The sequence below is a fragment of the Demequina litorisediminis genome, assembly GCF_030161615.1.
Classification (GTDB): Bacteria; Actinomycetota; Actinomycetes; order Actinomycetales; family Demequinaceae; genus Demequina; species Demequina litorisediminis.
The window spans coordinates 1608645-1623668 of the sequence record NZ_BSUN01000001.1 but is presented as its reverse complement, the minus strand read 5'-3'; the positions used below and the strand labels follow the sequence as shown (position 1 = coordinate 1623668).

The window sequence follows — 15024 nt, the reverse complement described above, 5'->3', positions numbered from 1 at the left end:
GTCGAACTGCGCGTCCAACTCGTCGAGCGTCAGAATCCACGGCTCGAGGTCATCCTCGCTGAACAGCGGCCCCGCCGAGTACGTGTCATACGCCACGACCGCGTTGGTGAAGCTCGCCACCCTCGACGATGAGGGCCTGGCCGCGATACGTGAGGAGCGAACCGGCCGCGACGGACAGCAGGATGCCCACGAGCGACAGGTGAAAAATGAGGTTGCCGAGGCTCGCGAAGGTGACCGCGGTGCGCGGACAGCGCCAGGACGGCGGTGCCATCTGCCTCCGTGCGCTCGTCGACGCGCACCCGATGCCCCACCAGCCACCGCCACGGCGCGGGACCACGGCCGGTGAGTTCGGTACGGGCGGCGGCGACGGCATCGGCCGGGCTCAGGGGCTGGACTCGCTCACGGGCGCGTAGCGGTCGAGACGGCTGGGGGTGGGCGGCACCTCGGCGCGCAGGCTCACGCCAGTAGACGGCGACGCGCGGGATGATGCAGCCGATCAGCGACGCGAACAGCAGCAGGTAAATGGCCGTGAACCAGGCGGACCCGAACACGTCGAGAAAGCCGAGGCTGTCGAGCAGCGGGCCCCAGAACGAGTTGTCGTTGATGAACGCCTGGGTGTCAGTCGCGCTCTGCGGCCACTGCGGCAGCACGGATCCGGGGATCGCGGCGATCGCCAGCAGAAGCAGCAGGATCAACGCCACCCGCATCGACGTCACCTGACGCCAGATCCACCGCAACCACCCGGTGAATCCCAGGCGCGGCACGTCGCGGTACGCGTAGTTGTCGAGCTTCACGCGGGCCATCAGATCGCCACCCAGAATCCGTCGATCCAGCCCTGGAGCCTGGGAAGTGAGGTTGGCCCACAGGCCCGTGACGAGCATGACGCCGAGAATCACAAGCATGGAGCCGCCGATGAGCCTGCAGCGCGCGGCGGTGGCGCCGCAGCCAACCCAGGATCTTCCCAGAGCGCTCAAACCAGATGGCGAGCGCAAGGAACGGCAGCCCCAACCCGATGCAGTAGGCGACGGCGAGCAGGGCGCCCCTGGCGGCGGTGCCCTCGTTGAGGCTGAGGGCGAGCACCGTGGACAGCGTGGGGCCGATGCACGGGGTCCAGCCCAGGCCGAACGCGAAACCGAGCAGGGGGCGCCGGCGAGGCCAGCGCGGGGGCTGACGTGGAGGCGACGCTCGTTTTGCAGGAAAGGGACGGCGCCCATGAATGCGAGTCCCAGCAGGATGACGAGCACTCCCATCACGCGCGTGATGATGTCGAGCCTGTTCCTTGAACTGGGCTCCGGCCGCGGAGAACACGATGCCGAACAGGACGAACACCGCCGTGAACCCGGCGATGAAGAGCAGCACGCCAAGGATGAGCCTTGGGCTTGTTCGCCTTCCCCGTGCCGCCGGTTCCCGCCATGCCCGAGACGTAGCCCAGGTAACCGGGCACGAGAGGGACCACACAGGGGGACGCGAAACTCACGAGTCCCGCGAGGATGGCGATGGGGATCGCCGCCAGCAGCGAACCGGTCAGGACCTGGCCCGCAAGGCTCGAGGCGACGATCACGAAGCGGCCTCGGCTGCCGCCGCATCCACGAGCGACTCCAAGGTCGAGGGCTCGACGCGGCCCACCACGCGCGCGGCGACGCGACCCTCGGTGTCGACCACCAGGGTGGTGGGGACGGCATTGATGGCCACAAGGCCCTGGAGCCTGGGCGGTGGCCTTGCCGTCGGAGTCGTCGATGCTGGGGTACGCCACCGAGAAGGTGCGCTGGAAGGCCTCGGCGGTGGCGGCATCGTCCCTGGAGTTCACGCCGATGAGTTGCACGTCATCGCGCTCGTCGAGGGTCACGAGTTCGGGCGCCTCCGCGCGGCACGGCGGGCACGAGGCGTACCAGGTGTTGATGAGGACCACCTGGCCGCGGAAGTCCTCGAGGTCCACGGCGTCGCCCTCAAACGACGTGCCGGTCAGCGCCATGGGCTCGCCACGCTCTCCAGCGGCCCACTCGGTGACGGTGCCGTCGCCGGAGACGTAACCGGGCGACTCGGTCGCGTCACCGGGGGCGCAGCCCGCGAGCCACAGGACCACGGCGATGAGGATGGCGGCGATCACCACGTAGCGCGCGGACCGCTTCACTTGGGCACCTCGATGTGCGCGGCCGGTTCCGCGTAGGACATGGCGACGGGCTCGCCGTCACGGAAATCGAAGCTCGTCAGGGAGGCAAGGCCACACTGGCGCGAGCGCGGGTCGTGCAGGAAGCGGCGCTTCTCGAACTCCATGCGCGCCACCCAGATGGGCAGCTGGTGGCTGACCATGACGGTGTCGCCGTCGGGGTTGGCGGCGGCCGCATCGCGGATCGCGGCCCACATGCGGTCCCGCTGCTCGGTATACGGCTCACCCCACGACGGCTTCCAGGGTTGCGCAGCAGCCACCAGTTGCGGGGGTGCAGGAAGTCCTTCGCGCCGGACTGCAGCACCGTGCCCTCGTAGGCGTTGAGTGCCTCGATGAGGCGCTCATCCGTGGCGATCTCCAGCCCGTACGCGTCGGCGATGGGCTGCGCCGTCTGCTGGGCGCGCAGGAGGGGCGAAGCGACCACGCGCGTCACCGGCACACTACGGGCCGTCAGGTCATCGGCGACGGCCCGTGCCATGGCCTGACCGGCATCGGACAGCCGGAAGTCGGGCAGGCGCCCGTAGAGCACCTTGTCCGGGTTGTGGACATGGCCGTGGCGCAGAAGATGAACGACGGGCATGGGGCCTATTGTCGCTTACCCGCACGCGTGCGCGAAAACCCCCATCAGCGGCGCTTCAGCGCCGCCTTGACCCGCGCGGGGTCGATACGCCAGAACCCCACCACCGCCTCATCGACGGTGACCACCGGGATCTGTTCTCCGTAGCGCTCGGTGAGGGCGGCATCGGCCGAAATATCGACCTCCTCCCAGGCCACGGAGCGGCCGCACACGGACGCCACCACGGGCCGGGCCTCGTCACACAGGTGGCAGCCGGGGCGGGTGTAGAGGACGACGCGCGCGGGCATCTGGCCAGGATACGGGTGCGCCGAAGCGGGGCCTCGCTAGAGTGGGACGGTGATGGCCCCACAGACGCCGACTCCGCGCGCCGCCACGGCGGCCGCATTCTTCGACGTCGATAACACCGTGATCAGAGGCGCCTCCGCCTATCACATCGCCCGCGGCCTCAAACGGCACGGCTTCTTCCGCAAGCGCGACGTCCTGCACTTCGCGTGGGAACAGGCCAAGTACACGATGCTCGGCGAGTCCAAGCAGCAGATTGACGACGTGCGCGATGAGGCGCTCGGGATCATCAAGGGCTGGTCGGTGGCGGAGATGATCGCCATCGGCGAGGAGGTCTACGACGAGATCCTCGCCCTCAGAATCTTCCCCGGGACGCGCGCGCTGATCGACTCGCACCTGGAGCAGGGCCACGAGGTCTGGTTCGTCACCGCCACCCCACAGGAGGTGGGCTCGATCATTGCCTCCCGCCTGGGCGTCACCGGCGCGCTGGGCACCGTCGCGGAGAACGTCGACGGGTTCTACACCGGCAAGGCTCGTGGGCTCGATGCTCCACGATCAGGCGAAGGCCGATGCCATCCAGGTCCTGGCCGAGGAGCGCGGGCTCGACCTGTCCGCGAGCGCCGCCTATGGCGACTCGATCCACGACGGGCCGATGCTCGCCGCCGTCGGTCACCCGTGTGCCATCAACCCCGATGCGAAGCCTGCGCCGCCTCGCGAAGGAACGCGGCTGGGCCACCGAGGACTTCCGCGGCAGGAGAGGCGACGGCAGGCGCGGCATCGTGCGCGCCACCGGTGCCGGGGCGGTGTGGACGACCATGGCCGTGGGACGCGGCGCGCGCGCGGCGGGCAGGGCCGCGATCGGGCTGTCCAGGCGCGACCCCGAGGTGGTCGCCGACGATCGGGCGCACAAGGCTCTAAGGGTGGGGCGCGCTGGCGCCACGGCGGCATCGGCCGGATGCACAAACGCCCGCGTCACCGAAGGTGACACGGGCGCGTGACGTGCGGCCGGGCGTGACCCGGCGGGACGTTACTTCTTGTTGCGGCGCTGGTGGCGCGTCTTACGAAGCAGCTTGCGGTGCTTCTTCTTCGACATGCGCTTGCGACGCTTCTTGATGACGGATCCCACGGAACCTACCTCGAATCGTTGACAGTGCTACGGCGTCCAGTGCGCGCTGGACGCGACAGACGAGGACTTAGCCTACCGTGCCGGAGCGGCGGTCGTCACTCTGGTGTGAAAAGCCCTCGTAGCCGGCCTGCTCCATGAACTGCTCGACGGCTGCGCGGGGCACGCGGTACGAACGTCCGAACTGCACGGCAGGGATCTCGCCGGCGTGAACCCAGCGGTAGACCGTCATGCGCGAAACGCGCAGCAGGCTCAGCCACCTCGGCCACAGTGAGGAAGGTGGTCCGTGCGGCGCCATTGTCAGCCATGCAGTCTTGCTCCCCTCGAAGGATCTCCGGCTGCTATATCGGCCGAACCCTGGCTCTACTGTAGGGGCTGAAGTGACAGTTGTGAAGTAAGTGAAAACGGCCGATGATGAGGGGTGAGGGCCGCGAGCACGCTCGCGCCCGCGTGACGCCGCCCCGCAGGGACGGCCGCGACGAAGGGGATCCATGGAGAGGCTGCGCGGAGTCAAGGCCGCCCTGGGAGAGATCTTCTCCCGTAGCGCGCTTCGCTCCCCCGCCCGGCTCGCGCTGGGATCGTTTGCCCTGGTCATCCTCCTGTTCGCGGGCCTCCTGTCACTGCCGTTCGCCACCGCAGACGGCCACAGGGCACCCTTCATCGACGCCCTCTTCACCGCCACCTCCGCCGTCTGCGTGACGGGCCTCACCACCGTCGACACCGGCACGTACTGGTCGGGATGGGGCCTCGCGATCATCGCCACCGGCATCAAGGTCGGCGGCCTCGGCATCATGACCCTCGCGTCACTCATCGGCCTCGCCGTGTCCAGGCGCCTGGGCCTCACCCAGCGCCTCCTCGCAGCCGGCGAGGCCCGTGCGAGCGGCCTTGGCGACCTGCGCTCGCTGCTGCGCACGGTGCTCGTGGTCTCCTTCTCCGTCGAGATCGCGATCGCGCTCATCCTGATCCCCCGCTTCCTCACCCTCGACTACGGGTGGGGACGCTCCATCGGCTACTCGGTGTTCTACGGCGTCTCCGCCTTCAACAACGCGGGCTTCTCGCCAGACCCCGTGGGCCTCTACCCGTACTCCCACGACTTCTGGATCCTGGTCCCGCTGGGTCTCGGCGTCCTCGTCGGCGCGCTCGGCTACCCCGTCTACCTCAACCTGGTCCGCAACTGGCGCCGGCCCCGCACCTGGTCGCTGCACACCAGGCTCACCCTCGTCATGGTCGGCGCACTCATGGTGATCTCCGCCGTGCTGCTGGCCATCTTTGAGTGGTCCAACCCGGCGACGCTCGGCGCGCACTCCACGGCCGACACCATCGGCAACATCTTCTTCCAGTCCATCAACCAACGCTCGGGCGGCTTCGCGTCCTTCGACATTGGCGACGCGCGCGAGCAGACCTGGCTCCTCGAAGACGTGCTGATGTTCATCGGTGGCGGCTCGGGGTCGACAGCGGGCGGCATCCGCGTCACCACCGTCGCGGTGTTGCTGCTCGCGATCATGGCGGAGGCGCGCGGCCGCCGCGACATGGAGGCCTTCGGCAAGCGTGTGGGCACCGAGGTGCTGCGCGGAGCGGTCGCGGTCACGATGATCGGTATCGCCATCATCGTGGTCGGCACCACCGTGTTTATGGCGCAGACCGACATCCCCCTTGACCGCTCGCTGTACGAGGTCATCTCCGCCTACGCCACCTGCGGGCTCACCACCGGCATTACGAGCGACCTGCCCGACGACGCGAAGATCACGCTCATCGTCATGATGTACGTCGGGCGTGTGGGATCCATGACGATCGCCGCGGCGCTAGCGTTGAACAAGCAGCGGCGTGTGATCCGCTACCCGTCAGAAAGGCCCCTCATTGGCTAGCAACCTGTCCACCGCATCGGGCGTGCTCGTCATCGGCCTTGGCCGGTTCGGGACGGCGCTGGCCGACACCCTCGACTCGATGGACGTCGAGGTGCTCGCCGTCGAGCGCGACGCCGCGCTCGTGGAGCGCGTCTCCAAGCGCCTTCCCGTGGTGCAGGCCGATGCCGCCGACCCCCGCGCGCTCGAGCAGGCTGGGAGCCAAGGACTTCTCCGCAGCCGTGGTGGGCGTGGGCACGTCGCTGGAGGCCTCGGTCCTCATCACCGGCAACCTCGTGGACATGGGCATGCAGGAGATCTGGGCGAAGGCCATCTCCGAGGAGCACGCACGCATCCTGAGGCGCATCGGCGCGCACCACGTGGTGCTTCCCGAGTCGCAGTCCGGCGTTCGCGTGGCCCACTCCGTGGGCGGCAAGATGCTCGACTACATCGAGATCGACGAGGGCTTCACCATCGTCAAGATGACGCCGCCGCAGGAGACGCACAACTTCTCGCTCGCGGACCTCAACCTGCGCGGCAAGTACGGCATCCAGGTCATCGGCGTCATGTCCCCCGGAGGCGAGTTCGAATACGGCTCCAAGACCACCGTGATCCACGCCGACGACCTGCTGGTGGTCGGCGGAGACGGCGACCTCGTCGAGCGGTTCGCGCAGCGCCCCTAACGTCGCTTCCGTTTGGCCCCCACATGTGACGCGTGATGCAGGTGTGGCCCTTGGGTAGGCCTCATGTGCCTCATCTGTCCGCATCCGTCCCCAGCGGGGGCCAAACAGATCGTGGAGGGGGTGGATTCCCGGTACCGGACGGGCGCTGACCTGCGACGATGCCGTGACCCAACCGTGACTCAACCGCAACCCCCCAACGCTTCCGCGCGCCCAGGCGTCTCCCTAGCATGAGCGCCATGATCACTCGCACTGACGCGGGGTCGCGACCCCTTCGCACGGGGGTCGCGGTCGTCGCCCTTGCCGCCCTCGCCTGGCTCCTCGCAGGCTGCTCCTCGAGCGACGGCGGCGCCGGGGACAGCGCGTCCGCCATGTCGTACTCCGAGGCAGACATGGCGGATGGCGGGGGCGAGTCCGAGGACGTCATGAGCGGATCCGCACAGGATGCCGATGCCGCCGAGGGTTACGCCGCAGACACGGACCGCGCCGTGATCATCACCGGGTCCATGTTCATGACCGTGGACGACCCGGTCGCGGCCGCCACCAAGGCCGAGACGATCGTGAGAGCCGCCGGCGGGCGCGTCGATGCGCGCAACGAGATTGCCCCGAGTGAGTACGACGGCGGCTCCGCATGGATGACCCTGCGCATCCCCGCGGGAGACCTGGACGGCGTCGTCACCAACCTGCGCGGGCTCGGCACGGTCGACGAGTACTCGACCGACTCCGCCGACGTCACCAACGAGGTCACCGACCTCGAGGCGCAGATCTCGACGCTCAAGAACTCCACCGAGCGCATCGAGGCATTGCTGCTCGAGGCGGAAGCCATCAAGGACATCATCACGTTGGAGAACGAGGCTCGACGGCCGTCAGGCCGAGCTCGAGAGCCTCGAGGCTCGCCAACGTGGCCTGAACGACCAAGTGGCGATGTCCACCATCGAGCCTGTCGCTCACCACGGAACCCGTGGTCGAGGTGGACGACTCACCTGCGTCGTTCCTCGACGGCCTCGAGTCGGGCTGGAATGGGCTCGTGAACTTCCTTGCGGGCGCGCTGGTCGTGGTCGGAGTCCTGCTGCCGTGGGCGGTCGTCGCGGGCGTTGTCGCCGTCGTGGTGGCCCTCGCCGTCCGGGCACGTCGCAAGCGTCACCCGCGCCGCCCCGGCGGCGTCGCCAGTGCCGCGCAGACGCCGCAGCCGATGGTGCCTACGCCAGCATCGGCCGACGACGACGAAACCCGCCCCTAGAAACGTCAAATGGATCCATTTGGTTCACCTCAGGGCTTAGACGAACCAAATGGATCCAAATGACGGATGGAGCCTAGACGGTCGCGGTGACCTCGACGGTCGCGCCGGGCTCGGCGTACGGGACCTCGTTGCCCTCGATCGGCTGACCGTCGACCGTGAGGGTCGCGCCCTTGCCGCCCGAGTTGGTCACCGTGATGACGTAGGTCGCGCCACGGATGACACGGCGCACCGTGTACTCGGAGATCTCGGCGCCGATGCACGGGTCGACGATCAGGCCGTCGTAGCCAGGGCGCACGCCCAGCAGGTGCTGGGACACGGCCACGAAGTTCCACGAGGCCGTGCCGGTCAGCCACGAGTTCTTGGCTTCGCCGTGACGGGCAGCGTCCTTACCGGCGATCATCTGCGCGTACACGTACGGCTCGAGGCGGTGTACCTCGGACTGCTCCTCGCGGTAGGCGGGGGCAATCTGCTTCCAGTACTCCCAGGCGTACTCGGCGCGACCCACGACGGTCTCGGCGATGATCACCCAGGGGTTGTTGTGGCAGAAGATGCCCGCGTTCTCCTTGTAGCCCGGCGGGTAGGCTCGTGACCTCGCCCAGGCTCCACGTGGTACTCCGTGTAGGCGGGGTTCAGCAGCACGATGCCATGCGGGGTGTTGAGGCGCTCGCGCACCGAGTCAAGGGCCTGGACGGCCTTGCCGTCCTCGACGCCCACGCCACCCATGATGCAGTAGCCCTGGGGCTCGATCCAGATCTGGCCGTCCTGGGTCTCGTGGGTGCCGACCTTGTTGCCGTAGTAGTCGTAGGCGCGCAGGAACCACTCGCCGTCCCAGCCATGCTCGGTGACCGCGGCGCGCATATCCGCCACGGCCTTCTCGGCACGCTCGGCCTCGGCCACGTCGCCGCGGCGGCGCGCCAGCGCGGCATACTCCGGGCCGATCGCGCAGAACATGCCTGCGATGAAGATCGACTCCGCGACGCCGCCGGACTTGTTGCCGGTGGTCTGGAAGGACTCGCCGGGCTCCGTCGAGAAGCAGTTGAGGTTGAGGCAGTCGTTCCAGTCCGCGCGGCCGATGAGGGGCAGGCCGTGCGGGCCGGCCTTGTCGAGCGGGTGGTTGAACGAGCGGCGCAGGTGCTCCATGAGGGAGGCTGCCTTCGACTCGTCGTTGTCGAACGGGACCTGCTCGTCAAGGATGCCGAAGTCGCCGGTCTCCTTGACGTAGGCGGCCACACCGAGGATGAGCCACAGCGGGTCGTCGTTGAAGCCAGAGCCCAGCGTGTGGTTACCGCGCTTGGTGAGCGGCTGGTACTGGTGGTAGGCCGAGCCGTCCTCGAACTGGGTCGAGGCGATGTCGATGATGCGCTCGCGAGCGCGCTCGGGCACCAGGTGGACAAAGCCCAGCAGGTCCTGCGACGAGTCGCGGAAGCCCATGCCACGGCCCATGCCGGTCTCGAAGTACGAAGCCGAGCGGGACATGTTGTAGGTCACCATGCACTGGTACTGGTTCCAGATGTTCACCGAGCGGTCCAGGCGGTCATCGCCCGAGGTGACGGTGTACGAGCCGAGCAGGCCGTCCCAGTAGTCGTTGAGCCTGGGCGAACGCGGCATCGGCCGCCTCGTTGGTCGCGAAGCGGGCGAGCAGTTCGCGCGCACCCGACTTGTTGATGATGCCGGGCGCCTCCCACTTGTTGTCGCGGTCGTTCTCGAGGTAGCCGAGGACGAACGTGAAGGTGCGGGACTCGCCGGGCTCAAGGTCGGCCTTGAGGTGGTGCGAGGCGATCGGGTACCAGCCGGAGACGATCGAGTCGCCGGACTTGGCGGCGTGCGGCACGGCGGCCTCGTCGAAGCCATTGCCGAAGCCAAGGAAGGTGTCGCGGTCGGTGTCGAAGCCCTCGATGGGGGCGTTCACGCCGTAGACGGCGTAGTGGTCACGACGCTCGCGGTACTCGGTCTTGTGGTAGATCGCGCCGTCGACCACCTCAACCTCGCCGATGGAGAGATTGCGCTGGTAGTTGGTCTGATCGTCCTCGGCGTTCCAGAGGCAGAACTCGAGGAAGGCGAACAGCGAGACGGACTTGTCGGCGTCCGAGGTGTTCGTCAGCGTGACCTGGTGGATCTCCGCGTTGGTGTCCACGGGCACGAAGAACAGCACCGAGGCCTCGAGGCCGCCGCGCTCGCCGGTGATGCGCGTGTAGCCCATGCCATGGCGGGTCTCGAAGCGGTCGAGCTCCGTCTTGTACGGACGGAAGCCGGGGCTCCACACGTCGCCACCGTCGTTGATGGTGAAGTAGCGGCCGCCGTCGTCCACCGGCACGTTGTTGTACCGGTAGCGCGTGAGGCGGCGAAGCTTCGCGTCGCGGTAGAAGGAGTAGCCGCCGCCGGTGTGCGAGACGAGACCAAAGAAGTCCTGCGCGCCGAGGTAGTTGATCCAGGGGTACGGGGTGTGCGGAGTCGTGATGACGTACTCGCGCGCCTCGTCGTCGAAGTGTCCGAACTGCATGGGGGCAGGCCTTCCGATAAGCAGGGTGATCCGCGCCCATCGTAGTGCGGGAATCGAAACGTTGCGACCCCGGCGACGAAACGTTTCGATTTTGTGACCAACGGCGGGCGACTGGCCGGGTTGCCGCCGTGCGCACCACAGTTTTCCTCGCACACCCCCTGACTCGGGGTTCTGGCCGCGCCGAGCCGGCCATTGCCAACGCGGACGCACGGGAAATGTGGTGCGCACGGCGGCCTCGATCCGCAGCGGCAGCGATCACCCAGTACCGGCACCGAGCGCAGCCCAGTACATTGGGCGCCATGCTGCTCAGCGACCGAGACATCCGCGCCGAGATCGAGGCTGGCCGCGTGGCCCTCGACCCGTGGGACCCCGAGATGATTCAGCCGTCGTCGATCGATGTGCGGCTGGACCGGTACTTCCGCGTCTTCGACAACCACAAGTACGCGTCGATCGACCCCTCGATCGACCAGCCCGAGCTCACCCGCCTGGTGGACATCACCGAGGGCCCCTTCGTCCTCCACCCCGGCGAGTTCGTGCTCGGCTCCACGTACGAGTCCGTCACGCTCCCCGACGACGTCGCAGCGCGCCTGGAGGGCAAGTCCTCGCTGGGCCGCCTCGGCCTGCTGACGCACTCGACCGCGGGCTTCATCGACCCGGGCTTCGAGGGAAATGTCACCCTCGAGCCTGTCCAACACCGCGACGCTGCCCATCAACCTGTGGCCCGGCATGAAGATCGGCCAACTGTGCTTCTTCCGCCTGTCCTCCCCCGCCGAGCACCCCTACGGCTCGGAGAAGTACGGCTCGCGCTACCGCGGCCAGCGTGGCCCCACGGCATCGCGCAGGCTTCCAGAACTTCCACCGCATCGACGTCTAGCAGGGAGTTTCCTGGCTGGAGCGCCCGGCGCTATGCTGGCCGGACACGACAGGGGAGCGCTTCCCGCAAGGGAATCAGAGCGCTGAGAGTGCGGAACCGCCGCAGACCCTCGAACCTGATCCGGGTGATACCGGCGTAGGGAGTCGAGACTCGATCCCCTCCTAGCAATGGGAGGCACACGCATGCGCATCGCGCACGCCACCACCTTCGGGGCCATCGCCCTGACCACGTTGACCCTCGCCGCCTGCTCCGCAGAGGACGCCGATGCCGAGGCGAGCGCCAGTGCAGCGGCACCGTCGGCATCGGCCAGCACCGGCGCAAGCACTGAGTCCACCACCGACTTCACCGGCCAGACCGTCACGGTCGTCACCCATGACTCGTTCGCGGTGCCGGACGACGTGCTCGCGGCGTTCGAGGAGTCGACGGGACTGACCGTCGAGTTCACGGCGCCCGGAGACGCCGGCGCGCTGGTCAACCAGGCTCATCCTCACCAAGGACGCGCCGCTCGGCGACGTCGTGTTCGGTGTCGACAACACGTTCGCATCGCGCGCCATCGATGAGGGCGTGTTCGCGGACTACGAGTCCACCGCCCCGGCTGCGGGCGACGCCGCGCAGTACGCGATCGACGGCTCCGCCGCCTTGACCGCGATCGACTACTCGGACGTGTGTCTGAACTACGACATCGCGTACTTCGAGGACAACGGCCTGGAGGTCCCGCAGGAGATCGGCGACCTCACGGACCCCCAGTACGCGGGCCTGCTGTCCATCACGAACCCCGCCACCTCCTCCCCGGCCTCGCCTTCCTCCTGGCGACGGTCGACGAGTGGGGCGCCGACGGCTGGCAGCACTACTGGCAAGTGCTGCGCGAGAACGATGTTCGCGTGACGGCCTCGTGGTCGGACACGTACTTCACCGACTTCTCGGTGCCCAACTATGGCGGCGATTATCCGCTGGTGCTCTCGTACGCATCCTCGCCTCCCTCGGAGGTCATCGACGGCGAGCCCACGTCCGCGGCCCTGCTCGACACGTGCTTCCGCCAGGTGGAGTACGCCGGCGTCCTCGAGGGCGCCGCGAACCCCACCGCCGGCCAGGCAGTGATCGACTGGCTGCTCTCGGACGAGTTCCAGGCATCGGTCCCGGACAACATGTACGTGTACCCCGTGTCGACGTCGGTGGACGTTCCCGAGGCCTGGGCCGAGTACGCACCCCTGTCCGACGCCCCCCACACGCTGGACCCGTCCGAGATCTCGGCGAACCGTGACGCGTGGATCGACGAGTGGACGTCGGTCGTCATCGACTGACCGTCCGCGACGACTCAGGCCGAGGAACGTGATGAGCAGGGCCGCGCACCGGACCCTCGCCTGGTGGCTGCTGGCCTCCGTGCCCCTCGCGTTCCTCGGCCTGTTCTTCTTGTGGCCGCTCGCCTCGGTCATCGCGCACGGTCTCCTGGATGGCGGCTTCGACGCGGCGGGAACCTGGGCGGTGCTCGCGGATTCCCGGTCGGCCGATGCCGTGGTCACCACCCTTGGCCTCGCCGCCGCGGGCACGGTGGGGTCGCTGGTGCTGGGCATTCCGGGCGCGTACGTGCTGTACCGGCTGCGGTGGCGCGGCCAGCGCACGGTGCGCGCCATCGTGGGGGTGCCGTTCGTGCTGCCGACGATCGTGGTCGCCTCCGCGTTCTCGGCCCTGCTGGGCCGCTCGGGGCTCCTGGGTTTCCTCGGCCTCGATCAGTCGGTCATCGCGATTGCTGCGGCGCTGGTGTTCTACAACGTCTCCGTGGTGGTCCGCATGGTCGGCGGCACGTGGGCGGGGCTCGACCCCGCCACCGCCGCGGCCGCGCGCACGCTCGGGGCGGACAGGCGGCGCGTGTTCGCGCACGTCACGGTGCCCGCGCTGATGCCGTCGATCGCGTCGGCGGCATCTGTGGTGTTCCTGTTCTGTGCCACGTCGTTCGGGGTGGTGCTGGTGCTGGGAGGCACCAGGGTGCGGACCCTCGAGACGGAGATCTACCTGCAGGTCAACCAGTTCCTGGACCTGCGTGCGGCGGCGGTGCTGTCCATCCTTCAGATGCTGGTGGTCGCCCTGGTGCTGTGGCTGTCGGCGGTCGCACGGCGCCGCCGCGAGCGCGTGAGTGGCGGCCGCAGCCTGGACGGTACACGCCCCTTCCGCAGGGCCGATGCGTGGGTGGCGGTGCCGACGCTTCTCACCCTTGGCGTGTTGCTCGCCCTCCCGCTGTCTTCGCTGGTGGGGCGCTCGCTCCGCACCGCGGACGGCATCGGCCTCGACAACTACGCGGCCCTGTTCAGTACACCGGGACGCACCGTGCTGCCCGTGTCGGTCGCACAGGCGGCCGTGAACTCGCTGGTGACGGCGGCGATCGCCGCGGCCCTCGCGTGTGTCATCGGCCAACTGGTCGCCACGCTTCTGACGCGCCGGTCGCGACGCGCGGGCGCGCTGGACGCGGTGGTGATGCTGCCGCTCGGGGTGTCCGCCGTGGTGGTGGGTCTCGGGATGTTGCTCACCCTGAACCGCCCCCTGCTGGGCATCGATCTGCGAGGGTCGTGGTGGCTGGTGGCGGTGGCGCAGGCCGTTGTCGCGTTGCCGCTCGTGGTGCGCACGCTCGTGCCCCCGCACGCGCCATCGACCCGCGTCTGCGGTCCGCGGCCGCGACGCTTGGCGCCGCGCCGTGGCGCGTGTGGGTGGCGGTCGACTGGCCGCTGCTGCGACGAGCCTTCGGACTGGCGGTGGGTTTCGCCTTCGCGATCGCGCTGGGTGAGTTTGGGGCGACGTCCTTCGTGGCGAGGCCGGACCGTCCCACGTTGCCCACGGCGATCTACCGGCTGCTCGGGCGGCCAGGAATCGAGAGCATCGGCATGGCCTTCGCCGCCGCGGTGGTGCTCGCGGTGATGACGGCCGCCGTCATGATGGTGGCGGAGCGCATGCGCACCACGGTGGGAGGCGATCTGTGAGCGGGCTGACGGTCGAAGGACTGCGTGTCGAGTACCCCGGCCGTCCCCCGGTGCTGGCCGTCGACAATGCGTCGCTGACGGTGGCACCGGGCGAGACGGTGGCCCTGCTGGGCCCCTCGGGCTGCGGCAAGTCCTCACTGCTGGGCGCCATCGTGGGAATCGTGGAGCCCGCGGCGGGGACCGTGCGCTGGGACGACGAGGATGTCACCGAGTCGCCGGTGCATCGGCGCGGCTTTGGCCTGGTGTTCCAGGACGGCCGCCTGTTCCCGCACCGCACCGTGGCTCGCAACATTGCTTTCGGCCTGGAAATGTCGGGGATGGCACGGGATGCGCGCCGCGAACGCGTGGACGAGGCTCCTCGAGGTGGTGGGGCTCACCGGCTACGGCGAGCGTGCCGTGACCGAACTCTCGGGCGGTCAGCGCCAGCGCGTGGCGCTTGCGAGGTCGCTCGCGCCGCGGCCACGGCTGCTGGCGCTCGACGAGCCTCTCTCGTCGCTCGACGCGGACCTGAGGGCGAGGCTGGCCGTCGAGGTAAGGGAAATCCTTGCAGCGGCAGGCACGGCGGCGATCGTGGTGACGCACGATGCCCGCGAGGCCGAGGTGATGGCCTCCCGCGTGCTGAGGATGAGCGCCGGAGTCCTGCAGTAGCCCTGGTGCCCGAGCACGCGCCCTGGCGGGACATGAGTGCCAGAAAGGGCCAAGAAGTGACCACCATGTCCCTCCAGCGCAACGGAGTCACCGCATCGTCCGATTCCCGCCAGCACGCCGGAG

Annotated in this window: 14 protein-coding genes, 7 pseudogenes and 1 riboswitch; of the genes and pseudogenes, 12 read left to right on the top strand and 9 right to left on the bottom strand. The window is 68.7% G+C overall.

All coding sequences use genetic code 11. The features are described from left to right. Positions 1–29: 29 nt before the first annotated feature. The 4 genes and pseudogenes from QQK48_RS10070 to QQK48_RS10050 all read right to left on the bottom strand — a co-directional run bounded on the left by QQK48_RS10070 (position 30) and on the right by QQK48_RS10050 (position 3031). Complete coding sequence (locus QQK48_RS10070) at positions 30–902, bottom strand: cytochrome c biogenesis ResB family protein (protein ID WP_348523581.1); 873 nt, start codon at positions 900–902, stop codon at positions 30–32. Between the two features lie 347 nt (positions 903–1249). Beyond that, a complete protein-coding gene (locus tag QQK48_RS19855; RefSeq protein WP_348523580.1) occupies positions 1250–2131 on the bottom strand; it encodes a redoxin family protein in 882 nt (293 codons plus the stop codon). Then, positions 2128–2747 (bottom strand): annotated as a pseudogene (locus QQK48_RS10055) (histidine phosphatase family protein). The gene QQK48_RS19855 and the pseudogene QQK48_RS10055 overlap by 4 nt, the downstream one beginning before the upstream one ends. Positions 2748–2791: 44 nt before the next feature. After that, entirely contained in the window at positions 2792–3031 is a 240-nt protein-coding gene (locus tag QQK48_RS10050; RefSeq protein WP_284328370.1) for a glutaredoxin family protein, read from the bottom strand. Positions 3032–3083: 52 nt separating this feature from the next. Between QQK48_RS10050 and QQK48_RS10045 the strand changes: the two are divergent. Then, positions 3084–4011, top strand: a pseudogene (locus QQK48_RS10045) (HAD family hydrolase). Positions 4012–4053: 42 nt separating this feature from the next. Here the strand turns inward: QQK48_RS10045 and QQK48_RS10040 are convergent. Beyond that, on the bottom strand, positions 4054–4152 hold the full coding sequence (locus tag QQK48_RS10040; protein ID WP_005504750.1) for a 30S ribosomal protein bS22: 99 nt from the start codon (positions 4150–4152) through the stop codon (positions 4054–4056). Between the two features lie 67 nt (positions 4153–4219). Then, positions 4220–4457: pseudogene (locus QQK48_RS10035) on the bottom strand (helix-turn-helix domain-containing protein). A 183-nt stretch (positions 4458–4640) separates the two neighbouring features. On the opposite strand from QQK48_RS10035, the gene QQK48_RS10030 reads away from it, so the two are divergent. The 4 genes and pseudogenes from QQK48_RS10030 (at position 4641) to QQK48_RS10015 (ending at position 7910) form a co-directional block, all read left to right on the top strand. Further along, positions 4641–6014: a TrkH family potassium uptake protein gene (locus QQK48_RS10030; RefSeq protein WP_284328369.1), complete on the top strand. Its 1374-nt coding sequence runs from the start codon at positions 4641–4643 to the stop codon at positions 6012–6014. Continuing rightward, positions 6007–6673 (top strand): annotated as a pseudogene (locus tag QQK48_RS10025) (potassium channel family protein). The gene QQK48_RS10030 and the pseudogene QQK48_RS10025 overlap by 8 nt, the downstream one beginning before the upstream one ends. Positions 6674–6900: 227 nt before the next feature. After that, a pseudogene (locus tag QQK48_RS10020) lies at positions 6901–7512 on the top strand (DUF4349 domain-containing protein); the annotation flags it as partial. A gap of 119 nt (positions 7513–7631) precedes the next feature. Next, entirely contained in the window at positions 7632–7910 is a 279-nt protein-coding gene (locus QQK48_RS10015; protein WP_348523578.1) for a DUF4349 domain-containing protein, read from the top strand. 73 nt (positions 7911–7983) lie between these two features. Here QQK48_RS10015 and QQK48_RS10010 read toward each other — a convergent pair whose 3' ends face one another. From QQK48_RS10010 to QQK48_RS10000, 3 genes are read right to left on the bottom strand one after another with little or no spacing between them, the layout of a single operon-like run. After that, a complete protein-coding gene (locus tag QQK48_RS10010) occupies positions 7984–8436 on the bottom strand; it encodes a GH36-type glycosyl hydrolase domain-containing protein (protein WP_284328366.1) in 453 nt (150 codons plus the stop codon). Then, positions 8433–9518, bottom strand: a complete 1086-nt coding sequence (locus QQK48_RS10005) for a GH36-type glycosyl hydrolase domain-containing protein (protein ID WP_284328365.1) — start codon at positions 9516–9518, stop codon at positions 8433–8435. Before QQK48_RS10005 ends, QQK48_RS10010 begins: the two co-directional genes overlap by 4 nt. Then, entirely contained in the window at positions 9445–10410 is a 966-nt protein-coding gene (locus QQK48_RS10000) for a hypothetical protein (RefSeq protein ID WP_284328364.1), read from the bottom strand. Before QQK48_RS10000 ends, QQK48_RS10005 begins: the two co-directional genes overlap by 74 nt. A 299-nt stretch (positions 10411–10709) precedes the next feature. Between QQK48_RS10000 and dcd the strand changes: the two are divergent. The 7 genes and pseudogenes from dcd to QQK48_RS09970 all read left to right on the top strand — a co-directional run bounded on the left by dcd (position 10710) and on the right by QQK48_RS09970 (position 14901). Then, positions 10710–11284, top strand: a pseudogene (gene dcd, locus QQK48_RS09995) (dCTP deaminase). Between the two features lie 40 nt (positions 11285–11324). Further along, positions 11325–11443, top strand: a riboswitch (TPP riboswitch). A 23-nt stretch (positions 11444–11466) separates the two neighbouring features. Next, on the top strand, positions 11467–11844 hold the full coding sequence (locus tag QQK48_RS09990) for a hypothetical protein (RefSeq protein ID WP_284328363.1): 378 nt from the start codon (positions 11467–11469) through the stop codon (positions 11842–11844). Positions 11845–11848: 4 nt separating this feature from the next. Next, positions 11849–12169: a hypothetical protein gene (locus tag QQK48_RS09985; RefSeq protein ID WP_431308416.1), complete on the top strand. Its 321-nt coding sequence runs from the start codon at positions 11849–11851 to the stop codon at positions 12167–12169. Then, the gene (locus QQK48_RS09980; RefSeq protein WP_284329365.1) at positions 12091–12585 is read left to right on the top strand and encodes a thiamine ABC transporter substrate-binding protein; all 495 of its coding nucleotides are present in this window, start codon (positions 12091–12093) and stop codon (positions 12583–12585) included. Before QQK48_RS09985 ends, QQK48_RS09980 begins: the two co-directional genes overlap by 79 nt. A gap of 31 nt (positions 12586–12616) precedes the next feature. Then, the gene (locus QQK48_RS09975; protein ID WP_284328361.1) at positions 12617–14191 is read left to right on the top strand and encodes an ABC transporter permease; all 1575 of its coding nucleotides are present in this window, start codon (positions 12617–12619) and stop codon (positions 14189–14191) included. 58 nt (positions 14192–14249) lie between these two features. Next, a pseudogene (locus QQK48_RS19850) lies at positions 14250–14552 on the top strand (ATP-binding cassette domain-containing protein); the annotation flags it as partial. Beyond that, on the top strand, positions 14455–14901 hold the full coding sequence (locus tag QQK48_RS09970) for an ATP-binding cassette domain-containing protein (RefSeq protein ID WP_348523781.1): 447 nt from the start codon (positions 14455–14457) through the stop codon (positions 14899–14901). The pseudogene QQK48_RS19850 and the gene QQK48_RS09970, both read left to right, overlap by 98 nt. Positions 14902–15024: the final 123 nt, after the last annotated feature.